This window comes from Actinomycetota bacterium (genome assembly GCA_035765775.1).
Lineage (GTDB): Bacteria > Actinomycetota > CADDZG01 > JAHWKV01 > JAOPZY01 > DASTWV01.
Map to the genome: position 1 here is coordinate 43,985 of DASTWV010000021.1, position 26,047 is coordinate 70,031.

Below are 26,047 nucleotides of genomic sequence, written 5' to 3' on the forward strand. Positions count from 1 at the left end.
AAGCCGCTCCGGGGGCTGCGGGTCCACCCGCACCGCTATACTCGCAGTCCTTGTGAGCCCCGGGGCAAAATATCGTGCGGTTATCCCGGCACTTGTTATCGCAGCCTTCGTTCTTCTGGGGAACCTTCTTTTTCTTATTGGAGTGTTCCGCGCGAACCCGGCCCTTTACCGATCGGGATTGTCGCCCAACGTGAAGCAGGGCCCGCTTCCTGGGGACTACACCATCGATCCCAACGACGGGTTCACGTCGCAGGCCCTGGGGCGGCTTGCTGCCGAGGACTGGTTGCACGGTCATGTCCCCTACTGGAATCGCTATGAGGGCTTGGGAACCCCGTTGGCGGGCGAGATGCAGTCGGCCGCGATGTTTCCTCTGGTGCCCTTACTCGTCTTCCCAGACGGCCTCCTGTACATGCATGTTGTCCTCGAAATCACCGCAGGAATAGCGACATTTTTCTTCCTCGCCCAGCTAGGCAGGTCGCGCCCCTCGGCGATGCTGGGCGGGTGTCTTTTTGCCTTGTCCGGCACCTTCGGGTGGCTGACCAACGCAATTTTCAACCCTATCGCGTTCCTCCCTCTCATCATGTTTGCTCTGGAACGCATCCGCTCGCGCGTGCAAGGCGATCAACGACTCGGCTGGGGTCTGTTGGGCGTGGCCGTTGCGCTGGCCGCCTATGCGGGGTTCCCAGAAGTCGCGTTTCTGGATTTGCTGTTCGTGGCGGGGTGGGCAGTTCTGCGCTGCTTACAGCTCCCGGGGAACAAGCGGCTTGCCTTCACCCTACGCTTGGGTGCGGGAGGTCTTTTGGGACTGGTGCTGTCTGCGCCCATCCTCATTCCGTTCGCCGACTACTTGGCCCAGGCCAATAACGCCCATGCGGAGATCAGCGCCGGGATCCTGGTCAACATCTCGCTGTTTGCTCTCTTCATGCCGTACATCTACGGCCCTATCTTCGGATTCCATTCGTTCGATCATACAAGCCGGTTAGGTCTGTTCTGGGGCAGTATTGGGGGGTATCTCTCCGCAGGCGTTGTGGCGTTGGGTGTGGTCGGCCTGGCCGGGCGCCGCGATCGAGGCGTCAAGGCCTATCTGGCCCTGTGGTCACTGCTGGTCTGCCTCAAGATCTACGGCTTCAAGCCTGTCGGGCGTGCCATCGACTTGATTCCGGGGGTCGGGCCGACCGCCTTTTACCGCTATGCCTTGGTGTCTGTGGAATTTGCCCTCATCGTCCTCGCCATGGCCGGCTTGGACGACCTCAGGGACGGCGTCTTGAGCCGGCTCGGCCTCGCCCTCGGCAGCATCGCAGGCCTGGGTGTCTGTGCTGGATTTACCGTGGGTGCCCGCGGCGAAGTGCGGGTCCTTATCGGTGCTCCCGATCACCACACCTGGGCAGTGGCCTCAGCGGTCGCTGCCTTGGGTGTGATGCTTCTCATCTTCGGCGCCGCCCTGACGTTACCCCGCGCCAGCCCCTGGATCGTCTCCGCCGCGGTCGCGATTGAGACCCTTGGCTTGTACATGGTGCCGCAGTTCTCGACACCCACTGCGGCACCGATCGACCAGGCCCCGGTGAACTTCCTGAGGAGCCACATTGGCTTGAGCCGCGTCTACTCGCTCGGCCCAATGGCTCCGGACTACGGGTCTTACTTTGCCGTTCCGCAGATTGACGTCAACGACGCATTGATCCCGAGGTCTTGGTCACATTACATCACCAACGATCTCGATCCGAACTCCAATTCCCTGGTGTTCAATGGGATCTATCAGCCCGACCCCAACGGTCCATCACCCGCGGCCATGCTCCTGGCGCGGCTGCCGAAGTACGAGGCGATCGGGGTCCGCTACATCTTCGGCAACCCCGGCACCCTGCCGGACAATGCGGCGCAGCAGGGCGTGCAGCCTGTCTACCGGGATCCGTTGTTCGAAATATGGGAGCTTCCGGCTCCGGATCCGTACTACAAGACGAGCGACCAAGCGGCGTGCCAGGTAACGCCGGAGGGCCCGGACCGCGTAGGCCTCCAGTGCGCCAGTCCCGGCGTCCTTGTGCGCAACGCCCAGTTTATGCCGGGCTGGAAAGCGACGATTAATGGCCGGCCGGTTGCAATTTCTGCCAAGGACTCCCTGCTGCAACAGGTGAACGTGCCTGCCGGCGCCAGCCTGGTTTCGTTCGCCTATGTTCCACCTTACATGCGGGAGGCCTGGCTATTATTCGCTGTCGCCATCTGCGGGTTCATCCTCCTCTGGCTGTTGCCGAGGCTCAGAGCAAGCCATTCTCAACCGCGTGCACGATCCACGGGATGACCTCGTCCAGCATGGTCTCCAGGCTGGTGGTCGCCTCGAAGCCCAGCACCCGGCGGGCCTTCCCCACATCCGGCACCCTCCGTTGGACGTCGTGCTCGAAGGGGGTGTCGCGCACGTAGCGCATCGGCTCGTCGCCGCGGATCTTCCGCCAGATGATCTCGGCCAGCTCCAGCACCGTGGTGGACTGCGCCGTGGACAGGTTGAAGTCCTCGTTCATCGCCTCGGGGTGCTCGAGGGTGCCGACGATGCCCTTGGCCAGGTCGCCGCCGTAGGTGTAGTGGCGGATCTGGCTGCCGTCGCCCAGGATGTGCAGCGGATCCTGGCCCTTCACCACCTTCTGCACCAGGTCGGGCACGACGTGGCTCATGGCGAGCTTGATGTTGCCGCTGGGGATCTCCACGTCACCCAGGGCCCGGCCCTCGCCGACGCCCACGCAGTTGAACGGCCGCACGATCGTATAGGGCAGGGCGTACTGCTGGTGCGCCGCCCGGGCAAAGTACTCCACGGCCAGCTTCTGGAACCCGTAGGAGGATAGGGGCGGCGGGATCTTGCGCTCGTCACCCTCGGCACTGGGCCAGTGGTCGGTCGCCTCGTAGACCATCGAGGAGCTGACAAAGGTCATCTTCTTCAGGCGGCCGGCGGGGAGCACGTTGATGGCGGCATCGCACGAGGCAGCAATGATCCGCTCGTTGGCGGCCAGCAGGTCGTAGGCGTAGGTGTGGAAGTAGGAGATCCCACCGATCATGGCCGCGCCCGCGATGAAATGTTCGCAGTCGGTCAGCAACTCGGTGACCAGCTTCACGTCCCGGGCGTCGCCCTCCACGAAGTGGTAGCGGGGGTGGTTGTCATAGGACTTCTCCACCTTGCCGTACTTCGAGTAGTTGTCCAGGCCGTTGACGTGGTAGCCCTGCGCCAGAAGCTCCTCGACGACGTAGCCGCCGATGAAGCCGGCCGAACCGGTGACGAGAACGGTGGTCATGGCTGTCGCTCCTTCGCTCGGGGGTGGGCAGCGGTCCCTCGGCCCCGGGGGGCCAGGGCCGCCCAGTACCAGCGCAGGTACCGGGGGATCCATTTCGCAACCTTGAAGTTCGAGGCTCCCTCGGCGCGGTCGGTCCAAGTCGTGGGGATCTCCTCCACCCGGAGCCCGAGGCGCTTCGCCTTGCTCACCAGCTCGATGCCGATCTCGAAGCCGGCGTCCGACTCGACGCCCACCGAGCGCACGAACTCGGTGGAGTAGGCCTTGAACGAGTTGGTGGCATCGTGGGTGCCCACCCGCCCGATCCAGCACAGGCTGAGGCCCGCTGCCCGGGAGATGGTGCGCTTGAGCGGCGGGCCACCGACTTGGCGGCCGCCCCGCATGTACCGGGAGGCGGCAACCACGGCGGCGCCGTCCAGGACCCGGCCAGCCATCTCATCGATCTGGCTGGTCTCATCGCTGCCATCGGACATCGTCACGACAATCACCGGCGACGAGGCAGCATCCATCCCGAAGCGGATGGCGTTGGCCGGTCCGCGCCCGTAGGTGTTGTGGGTGGGCACCACACGGGCGTCGCGGGCGGCGTAACCGAGGAGGGGGGCTACGGTGGTGTCCTCGGGCGTGTCGTACACGACCAGAACTTCACACGGGGAGGCCACGTCAGCCAAGAGCTGGTCCAGGCAGCCGACGATCGATGCTCCTTCGTTGTAGACAGGGACGACAATCGACAGCTCCGCCGTCAAACCCGGACACCCTGACCAAAGCAGTTCCACATGTCGATCACCGGCACCGCGGGCTGCAGTCCGGCGTACTCGCGGTGCGGGGCGCAGACCACCAGGAGGTCGGCCTGAGCCAGCACCTCGTCCAGGGGCGTGAGGTCGGGGTCGACTGTGACGTGGGGGTCGGTGCACAGCACCTGCCGGGCCTTGATCTTGAGGATCCGCTTGAGCTTGTAGCTGAGGCTGTCCCGGATGTCGTCCGACCCGGCTTTGAACGCCATGCCCAGCAGGCCGACCGTCATCTGCCCCAGATCGAAGCGGCGCTCCAGCCGGGTGACCAGGTAGTTGGGGAGGCCCTCGTTGATCATCATGGAGGCGTGGCCGAGGACGAAGTTGTTGTTGTTGAAGGCGGCCAGCTGCATGGTGTCCTTGAGCAGGCAGGGGCCGGCGGCGAAGCCCGGGCCCGGCATGTCGGCCGCCCTGGGGTAGTCCTGCTTGAGCGCCGTGCGGATCCGCTCGAAATCGACGCCGAAGTCGTTGGAGATCATGTACAGCTGGTTGGCGATGGCAAAGCGGATGTAGCGCCAGGTGTTGACGAAGAGCTTGGCCAGCTCCGCCTCCTCCGGGCTCAGGAAGACGATCTTGTCGGTGAGATGGCGGAAGAGCTTGTCCGCCCGCTCTTCGGCCCGCGCTGTCCGCCCGGAGACGATCTGGGGCAGTTCGTAGAGTTCCGTGAGGGCGTGCCCCTCGGCGATGCGCTCAGGACAGAAGCACACGTCCACATCGACGCCGAGCTTGCCCACCAGCTGTTCGACCAGCGCCGTCACGCCCGGGTAGAGCGTGCTGCGCAGCACCAGCAACTGGCCGTCGACCAGGGAAGGACCCAGGTCCTCGACTGCGGACAGGACCTTCAGGGGCTCGGGGTTCAGGTGGTCGTCCACCGGCGTCCCGACCACCAGGATGAGGATCTCGGCGCTGGAGACAACCGTCCCGTCACTGGTCGCCGTGAGCAGCCCCCCGTCGACCACCCGCCGCAGCATCTCGTCGGCGCCCTCCTCGCGGAAGGGCATGACCCCGGCATTTACCCGGTCCACGGAGGCCTGGTTGATGTCATACAGGCTCACGTTGAGGTTGCTGTCAGCAAGGGCGATGCCGAGCGGGAGCCCGACGTGCCCGCACCCTCCGATAATGACTACGTCTCGCCCAAAGCTCATACCTTCACCTTTGTACGCACCTTTGGGAAGTACCAACCATAACGGAATACCCGGGTCCGGCGGCCCAAACTCTAGTGCAGACGGGGCCGCCATGCAGTCTTTCCGGTCAGCGCCGGGTGGGTGCGAGCGAGCGTAGCATCCCTGTGATCCCGTCTTGTCAGATGAGGAACTTCCGGATGGGCTGGTGGCGGCCATCAACCACCGGAGGCGGTTGGCCGATAACTCAACTGAAGGAGATGTGGATGCTGCGTAGGACGATGCTTCGGCCGTTGGCCCTGATTGCCGGGTGGGCTGTGGTGCTGGGCCTCCTGGCCGGGGCTCCGGCCCGGGCGGCCACGCCGACGGTGCTGACGCAACGCTGGTCCCAGTCCCTGGGCTCGGCGCCGGACCAGTGGTCCTCCCCGGTCATCGCCAACCTCACCGGGGGCGGGAACGCGGTCGTGGTCGGCAGCGAGAACGGCAACGTGTACGCCTTCGACGGCTCGGGCAACGCCCTGGCCGGGTGGCCGGTGCACATTGCCAACGCCGTCGACTCGAGCCCGGCGGTCGGAGACCTCGACGGCAACGGCCAGCAGGAGGTCGTCGTCGGCATGGGGTCGCTCAACGTCTCTGGGCAGGGTGGCCTGGCGGTCATCAACGCCAACGGTCAGGTGCGCTGCACGTACCTGACCCAGACGGTCGCCGGCACCTCGGCGGTGTTCAACGCCCCGGCCATCGGCGACGTGGTGGGCAACGGCCGCAACCAGATCGTGTTCGGCTCCTTCGACCACAACGTCTATGTGCTGGACAACAACTGCCACGTGCTGGCGTCCTACAACAACGCCGACACCATCTGGTCGGCGCCCGCCCTGTACGACGCCCAGCACTCCGGCCAGGACGACATCTTCATCGGCGGCGACTCCAGCGCCGGGGGCGGGGGCACGTACCACAACGGCGGCCTCTACCGGGCGCTCGCCTACCGGGGCGGCACGCTGGTGGAGCTGTGGGAGCGTTCCAGCCAGGAGGACTTCCAGGGCGGTTCCTCCATCGGCGCGATTGACGGCAGCGGCCGCATGGCGGTCGTGACCGGGTCAGGCGCCTACTGGTGCCGGCATTTCAACCAGTGCTCGGACTCGTCCAAGGTCTGGGCGTTCTACCTCGACAATGGCGCCGACGTCCCCGGTTGGCCGAAGGCGACCACCTACAACACGTTCCTCTCGGCTCCCTCCCTGTCGGACCTCGACGGCGACGGGCGGGCCGACGTCGTCATCGGCTCGGTCAACTACGTCAACGACAACCCCACCGGCGGCGCGGTCGACGCCTTCCTGAGCTCGACGGGCTACACCCGGGAGACCTGGATATCCCCGGTCGAGGTCGAGGGCTCGCCCGTGGAGGGCAACTTCACCGGCGCCGGGCCTCAGGTGGCCGTCGATGGGGAGATCCTCGACAAGAACCTGAACCCGGTAGCCACCTTCAACGGTGCCAACAAGACGGCGGTCGCCGTGGGCCAGCTGGGGTCCGGTCCCGCCCTGGTGACGGCGAAACCCGGCTCCCTGATTGCCTACAACCTGCCCGGGCTGTCCGGCGCGTCCTGGCCGATGTTCCAGCAGAATCCGCAACGGAGCGGCACCAGCCAGTCGGCGGTCTTCACGATCTCGTGCAATGCCGGCTACCGCCTGGGGGCGGCCGACGGCGGCATCTTCAACTACGGCGACGCCAGCTTCGACGGCTCTGCCGGCGGCATCCACCTGAACTCCCCGGTGGTGGGGATGGCCGGCGCCCCACCAGCAACTGGGGGCAACGGGTACTGGCTGGTGGCCAGGGACGGCGGCATCTTCAACTACGGCGTCGCCGGCTTTCACGGCTCGGCGGGCGGCATCCACCTGAACCAGCCGGTGGTGGGCATGGCCTCCACCGCGTCGGGTGGCGGCTACTGGCTGGCGGCCAGTGACGGCGGAATCTTCAACTACGGCGCACCCTTCGACGGTTCGGCCGGCGGCATCCACCTGAACTCGCCGGTGGTGGGCATCGCCTCGACCCCCTCGGCCACCGCCACCCCGGGCGGCAACGGCTACTGGATGGTGGCCAAGGACGGCGGCATCTTCAACTACGGCGTGGCGGGCTTCCACGGCTCGGCGGGCGGCATCCACCTCAACTCGCCGATCGTGGGCATGGCGGCGACGCCGGATGGTGGCGGCTACTGGCTGGTGGCGGCCGACGGGGGCATCTTCAACTACGGCGATGCCGGCTTCCACGGCTCGGCGGGCGGCATCCACCTGAACTCGCCGATCGTGGGCATGGCGGCGACGCCCGGCGGCGGCGGCTACTGGCTGGTGGCGGCCGACGGCGGCATCTTCAGCTACGGCGACGCCCAGTTCTGCGGGTCGGCCGGCTCCATCCGGCTCAACTCGCCGATCGTCGGCATGGCGGCCGGCTAGGCGTCTCGGGCGGGCCCTGCCCGCCGTGGCCGGACTGGTGGCGACGCCCCGGCCGCCCCGGCCGACCCCGACCCGGCCCCCTCCATCAAGGCCCCGTCAAGAACCGGCGTGCGGGCGTTAAGGAAGCGTCCATCCGGCTAGTTCCGCCCCGACCGGCCCCGATAGTGGGGGCGAGAGGTCTCCCGAGGAGGCGGCGGATGCTGGACGTGCTGAGCGTGGCAATGGTCGTGGCGTTCTTCGCCGTGGCGGCGGCGTTCGTGGCGGGCTGCGACCGCATCATCGGAGCCGACCCCGGCCTCGAGGAGGAGCCCGTCGCCGAGCTGCCCCTTCCCGCGGACACCTCCTGCGCCGGGGCCGAACCGGCCGGCGGGAAGGCCCCGGCGGCGGTATGAACGCCGACGTCATCGGGCTGATCATCGCGGTGGCGCTGGCGGCCTACCTGGTCTACGCCCTCATCTTCCCGGAGAAGCTGTAGCCCGGTGACCGCGACCGCCTGGGCCCAGTTCGGCGTCCTCGTCGGGGCGCTGGCCGTGGCCGCCCCGCTGCTCGGGCGCTACCTCGCCCGGGTCTACGGGGGCGGGAAGGCGCCCGGGGACCGGATCTTCGGCCCCATCGAGCGGGCGGTCTACCGGTTCTGCGGCGTCGACCCCGACCGGGAGCAGGACTGGAAGGTCTACGCCTACTCGCTGCTGGCCTTCAGCCTGGTGTCGGTCCTCGTCCTGTACGCCCAGCTCCGCCTGCAGGGCCACCTGCCGGGCAACCCGGACCACCTCGCCGGGGTCAGCCCGTTGCTGTCGTTCAACACCGCGGTCAGCTTCCTCACCAACACCAACTGGCAGAACTACGCCGGCAAGTCGACGATGGCCCAGCTCACCCAGATGGCTGGGCTGGCCTTCCACAACTTCGTCTCGGCGGCCGCCGGGGCGGCGGTCGCCATCGCCCTGGTGCGGGGGCTGGTACGGCGGCGCACCCGCCGGCTGGGCAACTTCTGGGTCGACCTCACCCGGACCTGCACCCGGGTGCTGTTGCCGATGGCCATCGTCGCCGGGCTGTTCCTCGTGAGCCAGGGGGCGGTGCAGAACTTCCGCCAGGACACCCGGGCCACCACGGTGCAGGGCGCCGCCCAGCAGATCCCCGGCGGTCCGGTGGCCAGCCAGGAGGCCATCAAGGAGATCGGGGAGAACGGCGGCGGGCCGTACAACGCCAACTCGGCCCACCCCTTCGAGAACCCCAACGGCCTGACCGACATCGTCGAGATCTTCCTCCTCCTGCTGATCCCGTTCTCGCTGCCGTTCGCCTTCGGGCGCATGGTGGGCGACCGCAAACAGGGGTGGGTGATCGTCGCCACCATGGTCGCCCTGTGGCTCGGCATGAGCCTTTTGGCGATGCACTTCGAGACCGGCGGCTCGGTGAAGCTGGCCGCCGCCGGGACCAGCCAGACCGCCACCGCGACCCAGCCGGGCGGGAACATGGAGGGCAAGGAGGTGCGCTTCGGCCCGGCCTCATGCGGGCTGTTCGCCGCCGCGACCACCGGGACCTCGACCGGGGCGGTCAACTGCTCCCACGACTCGATGACCCCGCTCGGAGGGGGCACCGCCCTGCTCAACATCATGTTCGGCGAGGTCGATCCCGGCGGCACGGGCTCGGGCCTCTACGGCATGCTGATCTTCGCTCTGCTGGCGGTGTTCATCGCCGGGCTCATGGTGGGCCGCACCCCCGAGTACCTGGGCAAGAAGATCCAGGCGGCCGAGATGAAGCTGGTCGTCGTCTACCTCCTGGCCGCGCCGCTGGCCATCCTGGTCTTCGCCGGCACCGCCATCCTGCTGAAAACCGCGCTGGGCTCGCTGACCAACGCCGGCCCGCACGGCCTGACCGAGATGGTCTACGGCTACACCTCGATGGCCAACAACAATGGCTCGGCGTTCGCCGGGCTGAACGGCGCCACCGACTGGTACAACGTCACCGGGGCGTTCGCCATGCTGATCGGGCGTTTCTTCCTCATGATCCCGGTCCTGGCCATCGGTGGGTCACTGGCCCGCAAGCAGCCTGTCCCCGCCTCCACCGGCACCTTCCCCACCGGCAGCCCGCAGTTCTTCGGCCTGATGCTGGGCGTCGTGATCCTGGTGGTGGGCCTCACCTTCTTCCCGGTCATCGCCCTGGGCCCGCTGGTCGAGCACCTGGCGGGCCACTTCTAGAGCGGTGACCCTGACGATGGCTACCGAAACCACTGCACCCCACACCGCAGCTGCCCCGACCCCGGCCCAGCCGCCCGGCTCGGGTCACCGCCGCTCCGCCGCTGCGTCCAGGTCGATGTTCGACCGGGTGATCCTGCGCCGGGCGGTGGGTGGCTCGATCCGCAAGCTCGATCCCCGCTCCGTGCTCCGCAACCCGGTGATGTTCGTCGTCGAGGTGGGCAGCGTGCTCACCACGCTCCTGTTCTTCTGGTACCTGGGCTCAGCTCCGGCTGCGGACAGCGCCTTCACCGGGCTGGTGTCGGTGTGGCTGTGGTTCACCGTGGCGTTCGCCAACTTCGCCGAAGCCGTCGCCGAGGGCCGGGGCAAGGCCCAGGCCGACACGTTGCGCAAGACCCGTTCCGAGACGGTGGCCTACGTGCGGGACGCCGCCGGCGAGCTGGTGGAGACCCCGTCGTCGAAGCTGGCGGTGGGCGACTTGTGCGTCGTGCGGCCGGGGCAGCTGATCCCGGGCGACGGCGAGGTGGTCGAGGGCATCGCCTCGGTGGACGAGTCGGCGATCACCGGCGAGTCCGCCCCGGTGATCCGGGAGTCGGGCGGTGACCGCTCCTCGGTGACCGGCGGCACCCGGGTGCTGTCCGACGAGATCGTCGTGCGCATCAGCGCCAAGCCGGGCGAGAGCTTCCTGGATCGGATGATCTCCCTGGTGGAGGGCGCCAGCCGGCAGAAGACCCCGAACGAGATCGCCCTCAACATCCTCCTCGCCGGGCTCACGATCATCTTCTTGCTGGCGGTGGTGACCCTGCAGCCCTTCGCCGTGTACTCGCACGCCGAGCAGTCGGTCACCGTCCTCGTGGCCCTGCTGGTCTGCCTGATCCCGACCACCATCGGCGGGCTGCTGTCCGCCATCGGCATCGCCGGGATGGACCGGCTCGTGCAGCGCAACGTGCTGGCGATGAGCGGGCGGGCGGTCGAGGCGGCGGGCGACTGCTCGACCCTCCTGCTGGACAAGACCGGGACCATCACCCTGGGCAACCGCCAGGCCGCCGAGTTCCTCCCGGTGGGCGGCGTGTCCGAGGGCGACCTCGCCGAGGCCGCCCAGCTCTCCAGCCTGGCCGACGAGACCCCCGAGGGCCGCTCCATCGTGGCGCTCGCCCGGGAGCGGTACGGCCTGGCCGGGCGTGACCTGCTCGATGCCACCCTGGTGCCCTTCACCGCCCAGACCCGCATGAGCGGCGTTGACCTGGGGGCGGCGGACGGCGCCCCGGCCCGCAGCATCCGCAAAGGGGCCACCGACTCGGTCCGGCGCTGGGTCCGCGAGCAAGGCGGTGACGTGCCCGACGGCCTCGAGCCCGTCGTCGAGCAGATCGCCCGCACCGGGGGCACGCCGCTGGTCGTGGCCGCCTCCGAGGGGCAAGCCACCCGGGTGCTGGGCGTGATCCACCTGAAGGACATGGTGAAGCCGGGGATCGCCGAGCGCTTCGAGCAGCTCCGCCGGATGGGCATCCGCACGGTGATGATCACCGGCGACAACCCGCTGACCGCCGCCGCCATCGCCCAGGAGGCGGGGGTGGACGACTTCCTCGCCGAGGCCACGCCCGAGGACAAGATGGCCCTCATCCGCCAGGAGCAGCAGGGCGGCTTCCTGGTGGCGATGACCGGCGACGGCACCAACGACGCCCCCGCGCTGGCCCAGGCCGACGTCGGCGTGGCCATGAACACCGGCACCCAGGCGGCCAAGGAGGCGGGCAACATGGTCGACCTCGACTCCAACCCCACGAAGTTGATGGAGATCGTCGAGATCGGCAAGCAGCTGCTCATCACCCGGGGGTCGCTCACCACCTTCTCGATTGCCAACGACGTGGCGAAGTACTTCGCCATCATCCCGGCGATGTTCCAGGGGGTCTTCCCCGAGCTGCGGACGCTGAACGTCATGCGGCTGGCCAACCCGCACTCGGCCATCCTGTCGGCGGTCATCTTCAACGCCCTCATCATCGTGGTGCTCATCCCGCTCGCCCTGAAGGGGGTCAAGTTCCGGCCCCTGGGCGCCGCCGCCGTGCTCCGGCGCAACCTGCTGATCTACGGGCTCGGCGGGGTCCTCGCCCCCTTCCTCGGCATCAAGGCCATCGACGTAGTCCTGGCCGGACTGGGGGTGCACTGATGCGCCGCCAGCTGGTCCCCGCGCTCCGGGTGACCATCGTCCTCACGATCCTGCTGGGGCTGGGCTACCCGCTGGTAATGACCGGGCTCGCCCAGGCCCTGTTCAGCAGCCAGGCCAACGGTTCGCTCATCACCGTGAACGGGGCGGTTGTGGGCTCCACGTTGCTCGGCCAGGAGTTCACCGACCCCCGGTACTTCCACCCCCGGCCCTCGGCCGCCGGCGCCAGCGGGTACGACGCTCTCGCCAGCGGGGCGTCGAACTTGGGGCCGTCGTCCTCGACGCTGCTCGCCGACGTCGATCAGCGGGTGACGGCCTACCGGGCCGAGAACGGCCTGCCGGCGAACGCCCCGGTGCCCGTCGATGCCGTGACGGCATCGGGCTCGGGGCTGGACCCGGAGATCTCGATCGCCAATGCCGACGACCAGGGGCCCCGGGTGGCCCAGGCCCGGGGGGTCTCCCTCGAGGCAGTGATGGGGCTGGTCAAAGCAAACACCGAGGGCCGGTCGTTGGGCATCTTCGGCGAGCCGGGGGTCAACGTGCTGACCCTGAACCTGGCCCTGGACCGTACCTGGCGCGCCTAGTGCTGGCGGCCCGGAAAAACCGGCGACACCACGGGAGGCAACGAACACAGACTGAGCTGTGTCGTGACCGACACTGTGGCGGTGGCTCCCGGCGGGAATACGACCAGTCGGGTTGTGGTCGGGCACGAAGTAGCACCCCCCGCCGGGTTGTCGGTGTCGCTGATGTAGAAGGTCGCTGGGTGCCCGGGGCTGACCACCACCGGGACGTCCGGGTGCGGTTGGACCATGTAGCTCGTTGGGCTCCTGGTCGCCGTGGCGAGGGGCCGGTTTCCGGAACCCTCGGCGGTCACGCCGGGATACCCGTGCAGGCTGCACGGGGCACCCGTGGTTTCGAAGTACAGGCTGAACGCGGTGTTGCCCAGCCCGAACATCGTGGAGCCAGGCTTCAGGGTGAGGTTTCCTGCCGAGCATGGGCCGGGGAGCGCGGTTGCGGTGAAATCGACCAAACGCCAAGTCTCGCCGGCGTCGGCCGTGAGGTAGAGGCCGTCGCCGGGGCCCGTCGCCCCCGACGGGTTGCCCAGGATGAGCAGGCCCTGGAAGTTGTTCGTGAACCCGAAATCGGCTACCGGCTGCCCTGCCCCTGCAGGACCGAAGACCTGGTCCCAGGCTTGCCCGTTCAGGAGGAAGACACTGGTCGTTGCCGATGTGACTGCCAGGGTTGTCGGCCCGCCGGCGTCGATGAACTGCACTGCGCCGGCAGCCGGGGCATTCGATGCCGTACCGTTGGCGGGCCCGAATGCAGCCCCGAACTCGTAGGTAGTCAGCACCTCTTTTCGGTACTGGCCCCCCTGGCCTGGACCGGAGCAGGCGACATCCACTGCGCCATTGCTGGCCACAGCGACCTTCTGGGTGGCGTCGAGCCCCGTCGGGCAGGGGGCGGGCGCCGACGTCCAGGTGCCGGTCACCGCGCCGCCGACAAGTGTCGTGCCGCTCAGCAAGTAGCCGGCGCCACCGTTGATCCCCATACTGAGCGAGGAAGGGTTGCCGGGTGCCGGCGCAGAGCCGCCCGGGATGGCGGACCATGCCGGCCGCCCGATGGCGCTCCGGCTGACGGTGGCCGAGCCGCCCGCACTCGTCAGGGCAACGACGTCCCCTGCGGAAGCGGCCAGCTGCACCAGCGTTGCCCCCGAGCCCTGCCCCGGATAGGGCGCCGCCGCCCAGGTCCGGCCACCGTCGCTGGTCACGTCGAGGAGGTGGGGCCCGTAGGCGTAGCCGATGGTGCGGCTCGCGAAGCGCACGGCGGTGAGGTCACGCAGGGGGCTGGGCGGGGGCGCCAGGGCGTGCCAGCTCCATCCGGAGTCATTTGTCGCCGCCAGCGCGGTGCAGGTGCTGGCGCCGCACGGTTCCTCACCCAGGACGAAGGCGTCCAGTGGGGACACGAACGAGGCCGAGAGCGGGGCGAAGCCGGCAGGGACAGGCGCCGTCGCTGCGGCGGAAGCCGTCGGCGATGTGGTGGATGCCGGGGGCGTCGAGGTGGCTGAGGGACTGCTCGCCACCGGTGCAGAGGGCGAAGGCGAGTGCGCGGCCGCGGAATGGTGGCCGGAGCTGCACCCAGCGAGCACGAGCAGGAGCGCCATGCTCGTCGCGGCCGGGATGCTCCCGTGATTCTTCATAGTCGCCCTTCGGTCGTACAGCCAAGAGTAGCCGAGCATAAGGTTTGACGTAATGGCACAGGCAAGGTTACGCACCGCCATCCATGAACAGGTCGCCCCAGGTTCGAACGTGACCACAGGCGGAAGTCGCACGAAGACCGGGCAGGGTCGTGGCCCCTTTCTACTGCCTACTCAGCCGGTCCCGCGCTCAGCCGGGGAACGGATTTTGCTCGTCCGTGGGAAAGAACAGGAGGCTGGCGGCGACCAGCATCAGCGCGCGAACGGTCCTTCCAAATATTCAATGGCGTTCGCAATGCTTGAGACGTCGATCAACAACCCCATGGGGTACGACTTTTGCTTGAACGGGCGCCGAACAGGTTTGGCGGCCAGTCCCGCCCGGATCAAGTCGTTGATGGCCTGGCTCATGCCCACCGACCGCTCGCGTCGCACCTGCTCGACGGCTGCGGCGACGTCCTCGTCCAGGGTGATGGTTGTGCGCATGGAACAAGGCTAGCGTGCAGTGGCACGACTGCGCGCATCATGTTGCACCCCCCGCCCAGCGCGACACTGAGGGCTGACAACTATGGCTCGGGGAAAACTCCGGATCTACCTCGGCGCCGCCCCGGGGGTGGGCAAGACCTACGCCATGCTCAACGAGGGCTGGCGTGCGCACGCCCGCGGCAAGGACGTCGTGGTCGCCTACGTCCAGACCTACGACCGCCCCAACACCCGGGGCCAGCTGCGCGACCTGATCGTCGTCCCCCGGGCCAGCATCGAGTACCGGGGCCAGCGCTTCGAGGAGATGGATCTCGACGCCGTGCTGGCGGCCCACCCGGAGATTGCCCTGGTGGACGAGCTGGCCCACACCAACGTCCCGGGCTCCCGCAATGAGAAGCGCTGGCAGGATGTCGAGCAGCTGCTCGAGGCCGGCATCAACGTCATCTCGACGGTCAACATCCAGCACCTCGACTCGCTGAACGACGTCGTCGAGCGCATCACCGGCGTGCCCCAGCGCGAGACCATCCCCGACGCCGTCGTCCGGGCAGCCGACCAGATCGAGCTGGTGGACATGTCGGCCGAGGCCCTCCGGCGCCGGATGGCGCACGGCAACATCTACCCGCCGGAGAAGGTGGACGTCGCCCTCGGGAACTACTTCCGGGAGGGCAACCTGGCGGCTCTCCGGGAGCTGGCGCTGCTGTGGGTGGCCGACCGGGTGGACGAGGCGCTGCACGACTACCGCGCCCGCCATGGCATCGCGCAGCCCTGGGAGACCCGGGAGCGCGTCATCGTCGCCCTCGACGGCACCACCGACGGCGAGCACCTCATCCGCCGGGGAGCCCGGATGGCGGCCCGTTCCAAAGGCGAACTGCTCGCCGTCCATGTGCGGGCGGCCGATGGCCTGACCGGCCCGCCGCCCGAGCTCCTCAGCCACCAGCGGGCGCTGGTCGCCGAGCTGGGCGGCCGTTACCTTGAGATCACGGGCGGCGACACCGCCGAGGCCCTGGTCAAGTTCGCCCGGGCGGAGAACGCCACCCAGCTGGTCATGGGGGCGCCCCGCAGCCCGCGGTGGTCCGAGCTGCTGCACGGCTCCACCATCAACCGGGTCATCCGCCTGGCCGGGCCGATCGACGTCCACGTCATCTCGGCCACAGACCCGGAGGGGCGGCCGCTGCCCCGCCCCCTCAGGCGCCGGCACCTCGCCCCCTTCCCGCACCGGCGCCGCCAGGCGGCATTCGTGCTCGGGGTGATCGGCGCCCCGGGGCTGGCTGCTGTGCTGGTCCCGTTCCGGGCCAACCTGTCCACCGCCGCCAGCCTGCTGCTGTTCCTCGCCCTCATCGTGGCCGTCGCCATCGTCGGCGGTGCCGTTCCGGCACTCACGGGGGCGGTGGTGGCCTTCATCGTGGCCGACTTCTACTTCATGCCGCCGCTGCACACGCTGTCGGTCGCCCACCCGATCGACGCCACATCGCTGATCGTGTTCCTGGCGGTCGCGGTGGCGGTCTCGGCGGTGGGGGAGCGGGCCGCCCGTCTCCGGGTGTCCGCCGCCCGCAGCCAGGCGGAGGCCGAGGCCCTGGCCCGGCTGGCGGCCAGCTCGGTGCTGTCGGCGGGCGAGGAGGCCCTGCCCAACCTCCTGCGCCAGCTGCGCGAGACCTTCGGCCTCACCGCGGTCGCAGTGCTGGCGCCGGATGGGGCGGAGTGGCGGGTCGAGGGCGCCGCCGGGGCGCCCATCCCGCAGCGCCCCGAGGGCGCCTCCTTCTCGGCGGCGTTGGACGAGGGGTCGGTGCTGGCCCTGGCCGGGGGCGAGCTGGTGGGGGAGGACCACCGGCTCCTCAATTCCTTCGTCGCCCAGCTCCGGGTGGTCCAGGCCGGGCGCCGGCTCCAGGCCGAAGCGGCGTCGGCCGGCGAGCTGGCCGAGTCCAACCGCCTGCGGACCGCCCTGCTGGCCGCCGTGTCGCACGACCTGCGCACCCCGCTGGCATCGATCAAGGCCTCGGCCAGCAGCCTGCGCTCCGACGAGGTCGACTGGTCGCAGGAGGCGGTGCGCAGCTTCGCCGCCACCATCGAGGGGGAGGCGGACCGGCTCAACAAGGTGGTCTCCAACCTGCTCGACATGAGCCGGCTGCAGACCGGCGCCCTGCACCTGGCGCTCCGGCCGGTGGGGCTCGAGGAGGTGGTCTCGGCGGCGCTCGGGAGCCTGTCCCGCGACGTGGGCACGGTCGGGGTGGACGTGGCCGATAGTCTCCCGCCCGTGGAGGCCGACCCGGCCCTGCTGGAGCGGTCGGTGGCCAACGTGATCGACAACGCCCTGTCCTGGTCGCCCTCGGGGCGGCCCGTGCGGGTGGAGGCCGGGGAGGTGGGCGACCGGGTGGACCTGCGGGTGATCGACCGGGGCCCGGGCATCCCGACCGGCGAGCGGGACCGGGTGTTCCAGCCCTTCCAGCGCCTGGGCGACGGGGGCCGGGTGCACACCAACGGCGTCGGCCTCGGGTTGGCGGTCGCCCGGGGCTTCGTCGAGGCGATGGGCGGGGAGGTCCTGTTGGAGGACACCCCGGGGGGCGGCACCACGATGGTGCTGTCGCTCAGGAAGGCCGACTGAAATGTCGACCGGCCGCGTCCTCGTCGTCGACGACGAGCCCCAGATCCGCAAGACCCTGGAGGTCAACCTGCGCGCCCGGCGCTACGAGGTCGATCTCGCCCGCAGCGGCGAGGAGGCGCTGGAGCTTGCCGCCCGCCACCACCCGGACGTGGTCATCCTCGACCTCGGCCTGCCGGGCATCGACGGCATCGAGGTGGTGCGGGGCCTGCGGGGCTGGTCCCAGATGCCGATCGTGATCCTGTCGGTGCGCGACCAGGAGGCCGACAAGGTGGCCGCCCTCGATGCCGGGGCCGACGATTACGTCACGAAGCCCTTCGGCATGGACGAGCTCCTGGCCCGCATCCGGGCCACGCTGCGCCGGTCCTCGATCAGCGACGAGGCGGCGTCGGTCGCCACCGACGACTTCGAGGTGGACCTGGCCGCCCACCGGGTGAAGCGGGCGGACGGCGTGGAGGTCAGCCTCACCCGCACCGAGTGGCAGCTGGTGGAGGTGCTGGTGCGCAACCGGGACCGGCTGGTGACCCAGCGCCAGCTCCTGAAGCAGGTCTGGGGGCCGGCCTACGAGAAGGAGACCAACTACCTGCGCTCCTACATGGCCACGATCCGCCGCAAGCTGGAGCCGAACCCGTCCCGCCCCCGTTACTTCCGGACCGAGCCGGGGGTCGGTGTGCGCTTTGTGTCCGGCGTTCCCTCCGAGGATGGGAAAGCGCCCGCCGAGGGGGCCGGGGAACTTCTAGGTGGCGGCTGAGCGATCCAGCTCGGCGTAGAGCGGGCCCAAGGTGATGTCGCCGAAGGGTGTGAGCAGCGCCTGACCAGGCCCCAAGGCCTCCCAGGATCCGATCCCGCCATTCCTGGGCCGGGCGACTTCGAACCGGGGACGGTCAGGGAACGACAATAAGGGCTGCGTCGTCTTCGTGAAGAGGGCTTGACGAAGTGCCGCAGCCGACCATCACGTCGGGGTAGTAGGCGTTGCCGCTGGGGGTGTGGAGCATCCGGTTGATGAGAGCCGTGCACCCGGCCGCCCCGAGCCCCAGTGCCTCATACGGCCTCAAACAAGACTGCCGAGAGCGCTTCGCTCATGCGGCCATGCTACGGCTCCGGCCTCTGGCCGATCACGAGGAACTGCTTGCCCAGCACCCGCCAGGCCAGGGGGAACTGCAGGTACCGGCGGACGAGGTTCGGGGCGGCGGGGAGGCGGCCAGTGAACGAGAAGGGGAGGAACTGCGGGTGCACCGCCACGATGTCGAAGCCGGCGGCGTACAGGTGCTCCTCGACGCCCCGGTGGGTGAGGACCACGGTGTGGTCGGCGAAGTCGAAATACACGCCCGCGCAGTACCGGAAGTTGGGCCCCATGACGGCGATGCGACCGCCGGGCTTCGTGCACCGGAACATGCGCTCGAGGAAGGCGGCGACCGCCTCCTGGCTGGGCAGGTGCTCCAGGAAGTTGGAGGCGAAGACGCCGCCGAAATGGGCCTCGGGCAGGTCCGCCGTCATGATGTCCGACTCCACGAAGCGGACGCCGTCGGCGGCGAAGGCGCGGTAGTCCTGGGCATCGACGGCCCACCGCTCGGCCGCCGGAGCGCTGTTGATGAACTCGCACCGTCCCGCAGCCGGGTCCAGCAGGGTCTCGGGTGACCCGAGCTGGCCGTACAGGTAGCGCGCGATGACGTCCCAGATGTCGGTGCGCCGTTCCTGGGGGACGTTGCGGAACCGGTACTGGTACAGACGCTGGTAGTTCACCGGCCGAACCCTCTCGTCATCACGTCCCCGCTCACCCGCTCACCCGCCGGCCCCCCGGTCCCGGGCGGGCCGCAGGGCTCGCCAGTACCACCGCAGGTAGGTCGGGAGCCATGCCGCCACCCGGAAGTTGGATGCGCCCTCCGTACGGTCCCGCCAGGTGGTGGGGACCTCGGCCACCCTCCGGCCCATGTGCTTCGCCTTGCCCACCAGCTCGAGGCCGATCTCGAATCCGCGGTCAGACTCTATACGCGCCTCCCGCACGAAGGCGGTGGAGTATGCCTTGAAGGCGCTGGTGGCGTCGTGGGTCCCCACCCGGCCGAGCCAGTACAGGGAAACCCCGGCGAGCCGGGACAAGGTGCGCTTCAGCGGAGGCCCGCCGATCTGGCGGCCGCCCCGCATGTAGCGGGAGGCGGCGACCACCGCCGCCCCCTCGGCCACCAGTCGGGCCATCTCGTCGATGAGCCGGGCCTCGTCGCTGCCGTCCGCCATCGTCACGACCGCGATCGGCGCCTGGGCATGCTCCAGGCCGAAGCGGATGGCCTGGGCCGGCCCCCGCCCGTAGGTGTTCAGGGCCGGCCGCACGCGGGGATCGGCGCGGGCGTAGCTGGCCACGAACGGGGCCGTGGTGTCCTCCGGCGTGTCGTAGACCACCAGGACCTCGAAGGGTGTCGCTACCGTGGCGACGATCTGATCGAGGCAGGCGACGATGGCGGAGCCTTCGTTGTACGCCGGGACGACGATCGAAAGGTCGGGCACCGGCCAGAGCCTACGGCGGGATCAGGTGCAGTACCCGTGCTGGGTCAGGAACCCATGCAGGGCGCTGACGTAGGCGGCCCCGCTGGGCAGCGCCGGCAGGTCGGCGGCGTTGCCCCCCAGGCGGTGCAGCACCTGCAGGCCGTTGACGGTGGCCCAGGCGTGGGTCCCCTGGCCGAGAATGCACTCGTCCGCCACCCAGGCCGCCAGGATGCCCAGGCCGACCCCCGGCCGCAGCCCCGGTCCTGGATCGGTGACGTCCTCCCACCACGTCGTGGCATCGGTCTGGACCAGGTCGAGGTGCTGGCGGGTGGTGTCGGCGAAGGCGCCGCGGGTGAACTCCCACACGGTCACCGGCATGCCCGAGCCGCCGAAGGAGGAGAACTGGTAGGCGAAGGCGTTGTCGGCCGTCACCACGAGGGCGTGGTCACCCGAGGCCTGGACGGTGGCCCCCGGGTTGCCCAGGTCCTTGTCCACCGGCGCGCCGATGCCGGACGGACCGAGCGGGTAGGCCCGCACAAGGCCGCAGCAGTGCGCCCCGCCGGTGTCCAGGCCGAGCAGCACCGTCGGCAGGGCGTCGGTCCCGAAGCGGGCCAGGCAAAGCGGTTGCCCGGCGCTGGACGAGGTCTGCGCACCGATGGGCCACGGGATCACCGGCATCCCCGAGGGTGGGCTGAAGCCCGGGTAGACGGGTGGGGCTACCGCCTGCCTGGCGGGCGAGGCTGTCAGCCCGGAGACGGTCAGCTGCCCCTGGCCAAGGGCGGTGCCCCCGGCCGCGGCGACGGCCAGGCCCGACAGGGTGGCCTTCACCCCGGCGAGGGTCACCGAGGTGCTCACGGCCGTCCCGGAAGGCACCGCCGGTCCCCAGGGCTGGAGGGCCAGGGTGCCGCACGCCACCGCCGGTCCGGACCATGCCCGGGCGGGCGACGGTGCGGGCATGGTGGCTGCCAGGCCCTCGGGTGGCATCAGGCCCTGGATCTCCACCGTGCTGGCCCACTGGGGCAGGTTGGCCACCACCAGCCAGGCCAGCAGCGCCATCACCAGCGCGCCGAGCATCGCTCCGATCAGCCACCGCCTCATCGCCCGACGCCTCCTTCTCCCCATGTATCGACCGGCCCGCCGCCGGAGAAAAGCCCCACCGCTCGCCTTTCTCGCCCGTGCCGCCCGCAGGGCTGGTTCCCGGCCGGCCCACGGCCCGCTCTGCGCCCGCCCGCTATCGTGCCGGCCATGCGGATCCTGGTCACCGGCGCGGGCGGCTTCGTCGGCCACCACCTGCTGCCGGAACTGGCCGGTGCCGGCCACGAGGTGGTGGCGGTCTCCCACGTCCCCTGGACGCCCCCGATCCCGGTGGCCACCGGCGTGTTCGACATCCGCGACCCGGTCCGCGTGGCGGCAGTCGTGGCGGAGCACGCCCCGGAGGGGGTCATCCACCTCGCCGCCCTGGCCTCGCCCCAGAAGTCGTGGGACGCCGCCCAGGAGACCTTCGAGGTCAACGTGATCGGGACCTCGCACCTGCTCGGGGCGCTCGCCAGCCGGCCGGGCACCCGGTTCCTGGTGGTGGGCTCGGCCCAGGAGTACGGGGCGGCGCACCTCGACCGCCCCCTGCTCGAGACCGACCCGCTGCGCCCGGCGTCGCCCTACGCGGTCAGCAAGGTGGCCCAGGAGCTCCTCGCCTTCGCCTACGGCGAGCGCCACGGCCTGCCGGTGGTGGTGGCCCGCTCGTTCAACCACACCGGGCCGGGCCAGACCACGGACTACGCGGTCGGCGCCTTCGCCGCCCAGGTGGCCGCCATCGAGCGGGGCGACCAGCCGCCCCGCATGACCGTCGGATGGCTGGAGAGCCGGCGGGACTTCCTCGACGTCCGGGATGTCTGCCGGGCCTACCGGCTGCTGGTCGAAGCGGGCGAGCCCGGCGAGGTGTACAACGTCGCCTCCGGCCGGGCGGAGCGCATCGGGGACCTCCTCGCTATCCTGCTGGAGGCCGCGGGCCTGTCTGGCGTAGTGGAGGTGCACTCGGCGGCCGCTCCCCGGCCCGGGGATCCGGCGACCCTGCTGGGCGATGCCACAAAATTGCGGCAGGGCCTCGGCTGGGAGCCGGAGATCCCGATGGCCACCTCGGTGGCCGACACGTTGGATTCCCACCGGGATCCGGGCGGACCCAGTGGCCGCCGGCCAGCCCCGGAGACGACGAGGAGGGCGATGTGAGGGTCCTGATCACCGGCATCACCGGTTTTGTTGGCAGCCACCTGGCCGAGTTCTGCCTGGCCCGGGGCGACGTCGAGATCTTCGGCACCTACCGGTGGCGCAGCCCCCGGGACAATATCGCCCACATCAAAGACGTCACCCTGGTGGAGTGCGACATCCTGGATGCCGTCTCCTGCCGGACCACCCTCGCCCAGGTCGAGCCCGACTGGATCTTCCACCTGGCGGCCCAGTCCTTCGTGCCGACCTCCTGGTCGGCGCCGGCGTCCACCATCGAGACCAACGTCATCGGCCAGCTCAACTTGTTCGAGGGCCTGCGGTCGCTGGGCCGGCTGGGCACCCGGTTCCACGTGTGCGGCTCCAGTGAGGAGTACGGCTACGTGGCTCCCGAGGAGACGCCGATCACCGAGGACAACCCGCTGCGGCCCTTGTCGCCCTACGGCGTGAGCAAGGTGGCCCAGGACCTCCTGGGCTACCAGTACCACCGGTCCTACGGCCTCCACACGGTGCGCACCCGGGCCTTCAACCACGGCGGCCCCCGGCGGGGACAGGTGCTGCTGCCCTCCGACTTCGCCAAGCAGATTGCCGAGATCGAAAAGGGCCTGCGGGAGCCCGTCGTGCGGGTGGGCAACCTCGAGGCGCTGCGGGACTTCACCGACGTGCGCGACATCGTGCGGGCCTACTGGCTGGCCCTCGACAAGGGCGTGCCGGGCGACGTCTACAACATCGGCACCGGAAACCGGCCATCGATCCAGGAGGTGCTCGACCTGCTGCTCGGCATGAGCGACGCCAAGGTCGAGGTCCGCCAGGTCCCGGAGAAGATGCGGCCCTCCGACGTGCAGATCCTGCACGCCGATCCCAGCAAGTTCCGGGCGGCCACCGGCTGGGAGCCCAAGATCCCGCTGGAGCAGATGCTCTCGGACACCCTCGACTACTGGCGCGAGCGGGTCTAAGCGGCCCTTGCCGGCCGCGGGCGAGTCGGGCGACCGCTACCATTTAAACGGGAGGACGGATGCCCCGACCCCCGGCGCGCAGGATCTGCACGTCGGATGGGCGGTGAGAGCCCGTCGCGGGCCTATGAAGATGGCGGTGCTGGTGCTGCTCGGAGCGGGGCTCTTCCTGCTCGCCGCGATGTACGGCGTGGGCAGCACGCGGACCCCGCCCACCGGTTCCGCCGAGGTGATCCTGGCGGTCGGGGGCCCGGGCGCCCCCGACTCGGGTCCGGCGACGATCACGCCTACCCCCTCGCCCGGCGACACGTCGACGCCGCCCACCGGGCCATCCACGGTGGCGCTACCCCAGGTGCAGTCGGTGGGGCGCAGCGTCCAGCAGAGCAGCGTGACGAAGCTGCTGTCGCCGGGCACGGGCACCGGGCAGACGACCACCCCGTCCGGGGGCTCGGTCCAGGCCGCCGGCCCGATCGTGGTGCCGAACACCGGGGGATCAGTTGTCTCCGGGCCGGACCAGCCTCCCGCCCAGCCGGTGGCGGCGCCCTCGCCCAGCTCCGACGGCACCGGGGCGCACACCGTGCCCGTGCCGGCGCCTTCGCAGACCGCGCCCCTCGGCGGCCTGCTCGGGGGCCTGCTGAACCCGAAGCCCAAGCCGTCGCCGACCCCGGCTACCCCGACGTCCACGGCCATCCCGGCACCGACGTCCTCGCCGTAGGCCCCTCGGCCCGACGCCTCCGTGGGGCAATAGTCAGGCGGCGCCGGGCGCGCTCACCTGCTCGGGCGCGAACCGGCCCGGCGGGGAGGGCTCCCGGCTCGCCAGCCGGCGGAGCAGGAGCACGCCGAGGACCACGGCGCTGGCCGCCGAGCCGGCCAGGAAGCCGAGCTCGACCCGCAGCAGCAGGGTGTGGACCAGGCTGACCGCCACCAGGAACCCGAGGACGCCGGCGACCCACCCCACGACGAGCGCGGCGTAGGCGCGCAGGGCCACCAGGGCCTGCCCGAGGGTGAGGGCGACGATGTACACGATGCTGGCCCCGCTCAGGTAGGCGAAGTCCACCCGTTGCAGGTGGTACTGCTTGCCGAACAGCACGGTCAGGGCGAAGGTGCCCGCGACCACCGCCGTGGCCACGGCCACCACCCCCAGGACCACCACCGTGGCGAGCAGCCCCCAGGTGGTCCGGGCGAACTCCTTGAACTCGCCCTTGGCCGCCAGGCTCGCCAGCTTGGGAAGGAGGGCCGCCAGGACCGCCTGGAACAGCACCACGGGGACCCGGGCGATCACCAGGCCGGCCAGGAAGCGGCCCGCCAGGGGCTGCTGGGCCGGGCTGGACAGGACCTTGATCGTCAGCACGGCGAGGTTGAGCAGGAGCTGGGCGAGCAGCGAGGCCGCCACCAGGTACCCGAGGGCGGCGGTCAGCTCGCCCCAGGGCGCCTGGGGGCCGGGCGTGAGCAGGCGGCGCTGGCGGGAGAGCACCAGGGGGGCGGAGATGAGCGGGGCGATGGCGAAGGCCAGGCCGTAGGGGCCGACGGTCGCCCAGCCCACCCCGGCGAAGAACAGGACCGGCAGGAGGCGGAAGACGCCCTCGGCGCCCACCAGGACGCCGTAGGCGCCGAAGCGGCCGTTGCCCGACAGGTAGCCCCGGGCCAGGTAGCCCACGTAGAGGCTGGCCAGCGAGACCAGGAAGCCGATGAACAGCGCCAGGTGGTGGTCGAACAGCTTGCTCGTGATCGGCGCGCCGGCGGCGGTGGCGGCCACGACGAAGATGGCCAGCATCCCCGCCCCGAGCACGATGGCGCGGCGCAGCACGGGCTGGGCCCCCATACCCCGCGCCCGGCGGGCGGCGATCGCCCGGGAGATCTCCTGCTCCAGCGGCATGAAGGCGCCCGGGCCCACGATGAAGCCCAGAACCCAGAGCACGGAGAGGTCGGCGTACAGCTTCGGGCCCAGCGCCCGGCCGGAGAGAACCAGGAAGCCGTAGGCGGCGATCCCGGCCACGATGACGCCCGCGGTCACCGCCACGGCCCCCTCGGGCAGCGGTGCGCGCTCCAGTAGCCTCTTGACGGACCGGTCTGCGATGGCCGGGGCCTCCTCCCGCTGGGCCGGATCGAGGGGGCCCGGCGGGGCCGTCCCTCGGGGCCATCTTTTCAGTTGGGGCCGCAGGAGGGGCCGATGGGCGCGCTGGGGCCCCGATCGGCCCCGCGGGCCCTGGCCCGCCACATATGTGCAACTGGGAACATGCCGGAACAAACGTGTGGATCCTGCCGCCATAGTGGCGGCTGTTTCCACAAGTTTCTGCTCTGCAGGGGAGCTGAGACCCAAAAAGGAAGCTCATGTGGGCGCCGGCGGTGCTGCCGGAGCACAACCGCGCGCAATGACAGGCTGGCTATTAAGGAAGTTTAACTGGCTTTTCGGGTCCGCCCCGGCCATTATGGACAGTGCGACGGCACGGCCGTCGCCACCAATGATGCAGTCGGCTGGGGGGGGCGTTCAGTCGTCCCGGGGCCATTTCGAGTGGCCCCGGGACCCCTGAACCAGAGTTGAGCCCGAGGTGGACCACAGGGGCGCCTCCCCCCGCAGCCCCGCAGCCCGGAACGCCCCCCGGTGGGATGATGCCCCCATGGACAGTTTGCGCGGTTCGCTGCTCATCGCCGCCGGCCAGCTGCTGGACCCCAACTTCCGGCGCTGCGTGGTCCTCATCGCCGAGCACGAGGAGCACGGTGCGCTCGGCCTGGTGCTGAACCGCCCCGCCGAGATTCCGGTCTCGGAGGTCGCCCCACCGCTCGGGCCGTTCGTGCCGGACGAGGCGCCCATATTCCTGGGCGGCCCGGTCCAAAAGGAGGCGGTGGTGATCCTGGCCGACTACGCCGACCCGGGCGACTGCGAGCGGCCGATCTTCGACCAGGTCGGCTTCGCCTCCCCGGACGACGCCGACGACCCGCTGTCTGGCATCCGGCGCGCCCGGGTGTTCGCCGGGTATGCCGGCTGGGGGCCGGGGCAGCTGGAGAGCGAGCTGGCGGAGGACGCCTGGATCATCGAGCCGGCACAGCCCGACGACGTCTTCACCGAGGAACCGGCCCGCCTGTGGGCGACCGTGCTGCGGCGCAAGGGCGGCGACTACAAGATGCTCTCGCTCATGCCCTCCGACCTCTCGACGAACTGAGG

Annotated in this window: 21 protein-coding genes; 12 read left to right on the plus strand and 9 right to left on the minus strand. The window is 70.0% G+C overall.

All coding sequences use genetic code 11. From position 1 onward, the window contains the following. Positions 1-52 precede the first annotated feature (52 nt). Positions 53-2,290 carry a hypothetical protein gene (locus tag VFW71_03510; GenBank protein ID HEU5001832.1) on the plus strand — a complete coding sequence of 746 codons (2,238 nt, stop codon included), beginning with the start codon at positions 53-55 and terminating at the stop codon, positions 2,288-2,290. Here the strand turns inward: VFW71_03510 and VFW71_03515 are convergent. From VFW71_03515 to VFW71_03525, 3 genes are read right to left on the minus strand one after another with little or no spacing between them, the layout of a single operon-like run. After that, entirely contained in the window at positions 2,247-3,269 is a 1,023-nt protein-coding gene (locus VFW71_03515; protein ID HEU5001833.1) for an NAD-dependent epimerase/dehydratase family protein, read from the minus strand. The two genes, VFW71_03510 and VFW71_03515, sit on opposite strands and share 44 nt — an antisense overlap. Beyond that, positions 3,266-4,009 (minus strand): glycosyltransferase, encoded by a 744-nt coding sequence (locus VFW71_03520; GenBank protein HEU5001834.1) that lies wholly within the window; start codon positions 4,007-4,009, stop codon positions 3,266-3,268. The genes VFW71_03515 and VFW71_03520 overlap by 4 nt, the downstream gene beginning before the upstream one ends. Further along, positions 4,006-5,199: a nucleotide sugar dehydrogenase gene (locus VFW71_03525; protein ID HEU5001835.1), complete on the minus strand. Its 1,194-nt coding sequence runs from the start codon at positions 5,197-5,199 to the stop codon at positions 4,006-4,008. The genes VFW71_03520 and VFW71_03525 overlap by 4 nt, the downstream gene beginning before the upstream one ends. Before the next feature lie 242 nt (positions 5,200-5,441). Between VFW71_03525 and VFW71_03530 the strand changes: the two genes are divergently transcribed. The 5 genes from VFW71_03530 to kdpC all read left to right on the plus strand — a co-directional run bounded on the left by VFW71_03530 (position 5,442) and on the right by kdpC (position 12,550). Further along, positions 5,442-7,616, plus strand: coding sequence for a PQQ-binding-like beta-propeller repeat protein (locus tag VFW71_03530; protein HEU5001836.1), 2,175 nt, complete (start codon positions 5,442-5,444; stop codon positions 7,614-7,616). 197 nt (positions 7,617-7,813) lie between these two features. Continuing rightward, entirely contained in the window at positions 7,814-8,008 is a 195-nt protein-coding gene (locus tag VFW71_03535; protein ID HEU5001837.1) for a hypothetical protein, read from the plus strand. Between the two features lie 87 nt (positions 8,009-8,095). Next, positions 8,096-9,811 carry a potassium-transporting ATPase subunit KdpA gene (gene kdpA / locus VFW71_03540; protein ID HEU5001838.1) on the plus strand — a complete coding sequence of 572 codons (1,716 nt, stop codon included), beginning with the start codon at positions 8,096-8,098 and terminating at the stop codon, positions 9,809-9,811. Positions 9,812-9,827: 16 nt separating this feature from the next. Then, positions 9,828-11,969: a potassium-transporting ATPase subunit KdpB gene (gene kdpB / locus VFW71_03545; protein ID HEU5001839.1), complete on the plus strand. Its 2,142-nt coding sequence runs from the start codon at positions 9,828-9,830 to the stop codon at positions 11,967-11,969. Continuing rightward, positions 11,969-12,550 (plus strand): K(+)-transporting ATPase subunit C, encoded by a 582-nt coding sequence (gene kdpC, locus VFW71_03550; GenBank protein HEU5001840.1) that lies wholly within the window; start codon positions 11,969-11,971, stop codon positions 12,548-12,550. The genes kdpB and kdpC overlap by 1 nt, the downstream gene beginning before the upstream one ends. Here the strand turns inward: kdpC and VFW71_03555 are convergent. Beyond that, positions 12,547-14,046, minus strand: coding sequence for a DUF4232 domain-containing protein (locus VFW71_03555; protein HEU5001841.1), 1,500 nt, complete (start codon positions 14,044-14,046; stop codon positions 12,547-12,549). The two genes, kdpC and VFW71_03555, sit on opposite strands and share 4 nt — an antisense overlap. Positions 14,047-14,412: 366 nt before the next feature. Continuing rightward, a complete protein-coding gene (locus VFW71_03560; GenBank protein ID HEU5001842.1) occupies positions 14,413-14,643 on the minus strand; it encodes a ribbon-helix-helix protein, CopG family in 231 nt (76 codons plus the stop codon). A gap of 82 nt (positions 14,644-14,725) precedes the next feature. On the opposite strand from VFW71_03560, the gene VFW71_03565 reads away from it, so the two are divergent. Then, positions 14,726-17,239, plus strand: coding sequence for an ATP-binding protein (locus VFW71_03565; protein ID HEU5001843.1), 2,514 nt, complete (start codon positions 14,726-14,728; stop codon positions 17,237-17,239). Position 17,240: 1 nt separating this feature from the next. Then, complete coding sequence (locus tag VFW71_03570) at positions 17,241-17,987, plus strand: response regulator transcription factor (GenBank protein HEU5001844.1); 747 nt, start codon at positions 17,241-17,243, stop codon at positions 17,985-17,987. A 341-nt stretch (positions 17,988-18,328) separates the two neighbouring features. Here the strand turns inward: VFW71_03570 and VFW71_03575 are convergent, their stop codons facing one another. From VFW71_03575 to VFW71_03585, 3 genes are read right to left on the minus strand one after another with little or no spacing between them, the layout of a single operon-like run. Then, entirely contained in the window at positions 18,329-18,979 is a 651-nt protein-coding gene (locus tag VFW71_03575) for a class I SAM-dependent methyltransferase (protein ID HEU5001845.1), read from the minus strand. Between the two features lie 39 nt (positions 18,980-19,018). Next, positions 19,019-19,735 carry a glycosyltransferase gene (locus VFW71_03580; protein ID HEU5001846.1) on the minus strand — a complete coding sequence of 239 codons (717 nt, stop codon included), beginning with the start codon at positions 19,733-19,735 and terminating at the stop codon, positions 19,019-19,021. Between the two features lie 21 nt (positions 19,736-19,756). Next, positions 19,757-20,812 carry a hypothetical protein gene (locus tag VFW71_03585; protein ID HEU5001847.1) on the minus strand — a complete coding sequence of 352 codons (1,056 nt, stop codon included), beginning with the start codon at positions 20,810-20,812 and terminating at the stop codon, positions 19,757-19,759. Between the two features lie 147 nt (positions 20,813-20,959). Here VFW71_03585 and VFW71_03590 point away from each other — a divergent pair, with 147 nt between their 5' ends. The 3 genes from VFW71_03590 (at position 20,960) to VFW71_03600 (ending at position 23,599) form a co-directional block, all read left to right on the plus strand. After that, on the plus strand, positions 20,960-21,937 hold the full coding sequence (locus VFW71_03590; GenBank protein HEU5001848.1) for a GDP-mannose 4,6-dehydratase: 978 nt from the start codon (positions 20,960-20,962) through the stop codon (positions 21,935-21,937). Next, positions 21,934-22,887 carry a GDP-mannose 4,6-dehydratase gene (locus tag VFW71_03595; protein ID HEU5001849.1) on the plus strand — a complete coding sequence of 318 codons (954 nt, stop codon included), beginning with the start codon at positions 21,934-21,936 and terminating at the stop codon, positions 22,885-22,887. Before VFW71_03590 ends, VFW71_03595 begins: the two co-directional genes overlap by 4 nt. 136 nt (positions 22,888-23,023) lie before the next feature. Further along, on the plus strand, positions 23,024-23,599 hold the full coding sequence (locus tag VFW71_03600) for a hypothetical protein (GenBank protein HEU5001850.1): 576 nt from the start codon (positions 23,024-23,026) through the stop codon (positions 23,597-23,599). Positions 23,600-23,632: 33 nt separating this feature from the next. On the opposite strand, the gene VFW71_03605 is transcribed toward VFW71_03600, so the two are convergent. Next, positions 23,633-24,904, minus strand: coding sequence for a hypothetical protein (locus VFW71_03605; protein HEU5001851.1), 1,272 nt, complete (start codon positions 24,902-24,904; stop codon positions 23,633-23,635). Positions 24,905-25,502: 598 nt separating this feature from the next. Between VFW71_03605 and VFW71_03610 the strand changes: the two genes are divergently transcribed. After that, complete coding sequence (locus VFW71_03610; protein ID HEU5001852.1) at positions 25,503-26,045, plus strand: YqgE/AlgH family protein; 543 nt, start codon at positions 25,503-25,505, stop codon at positions 26,043-26,045. Positions 26,046-26,047: the final 2 nt, after the last annotated feature.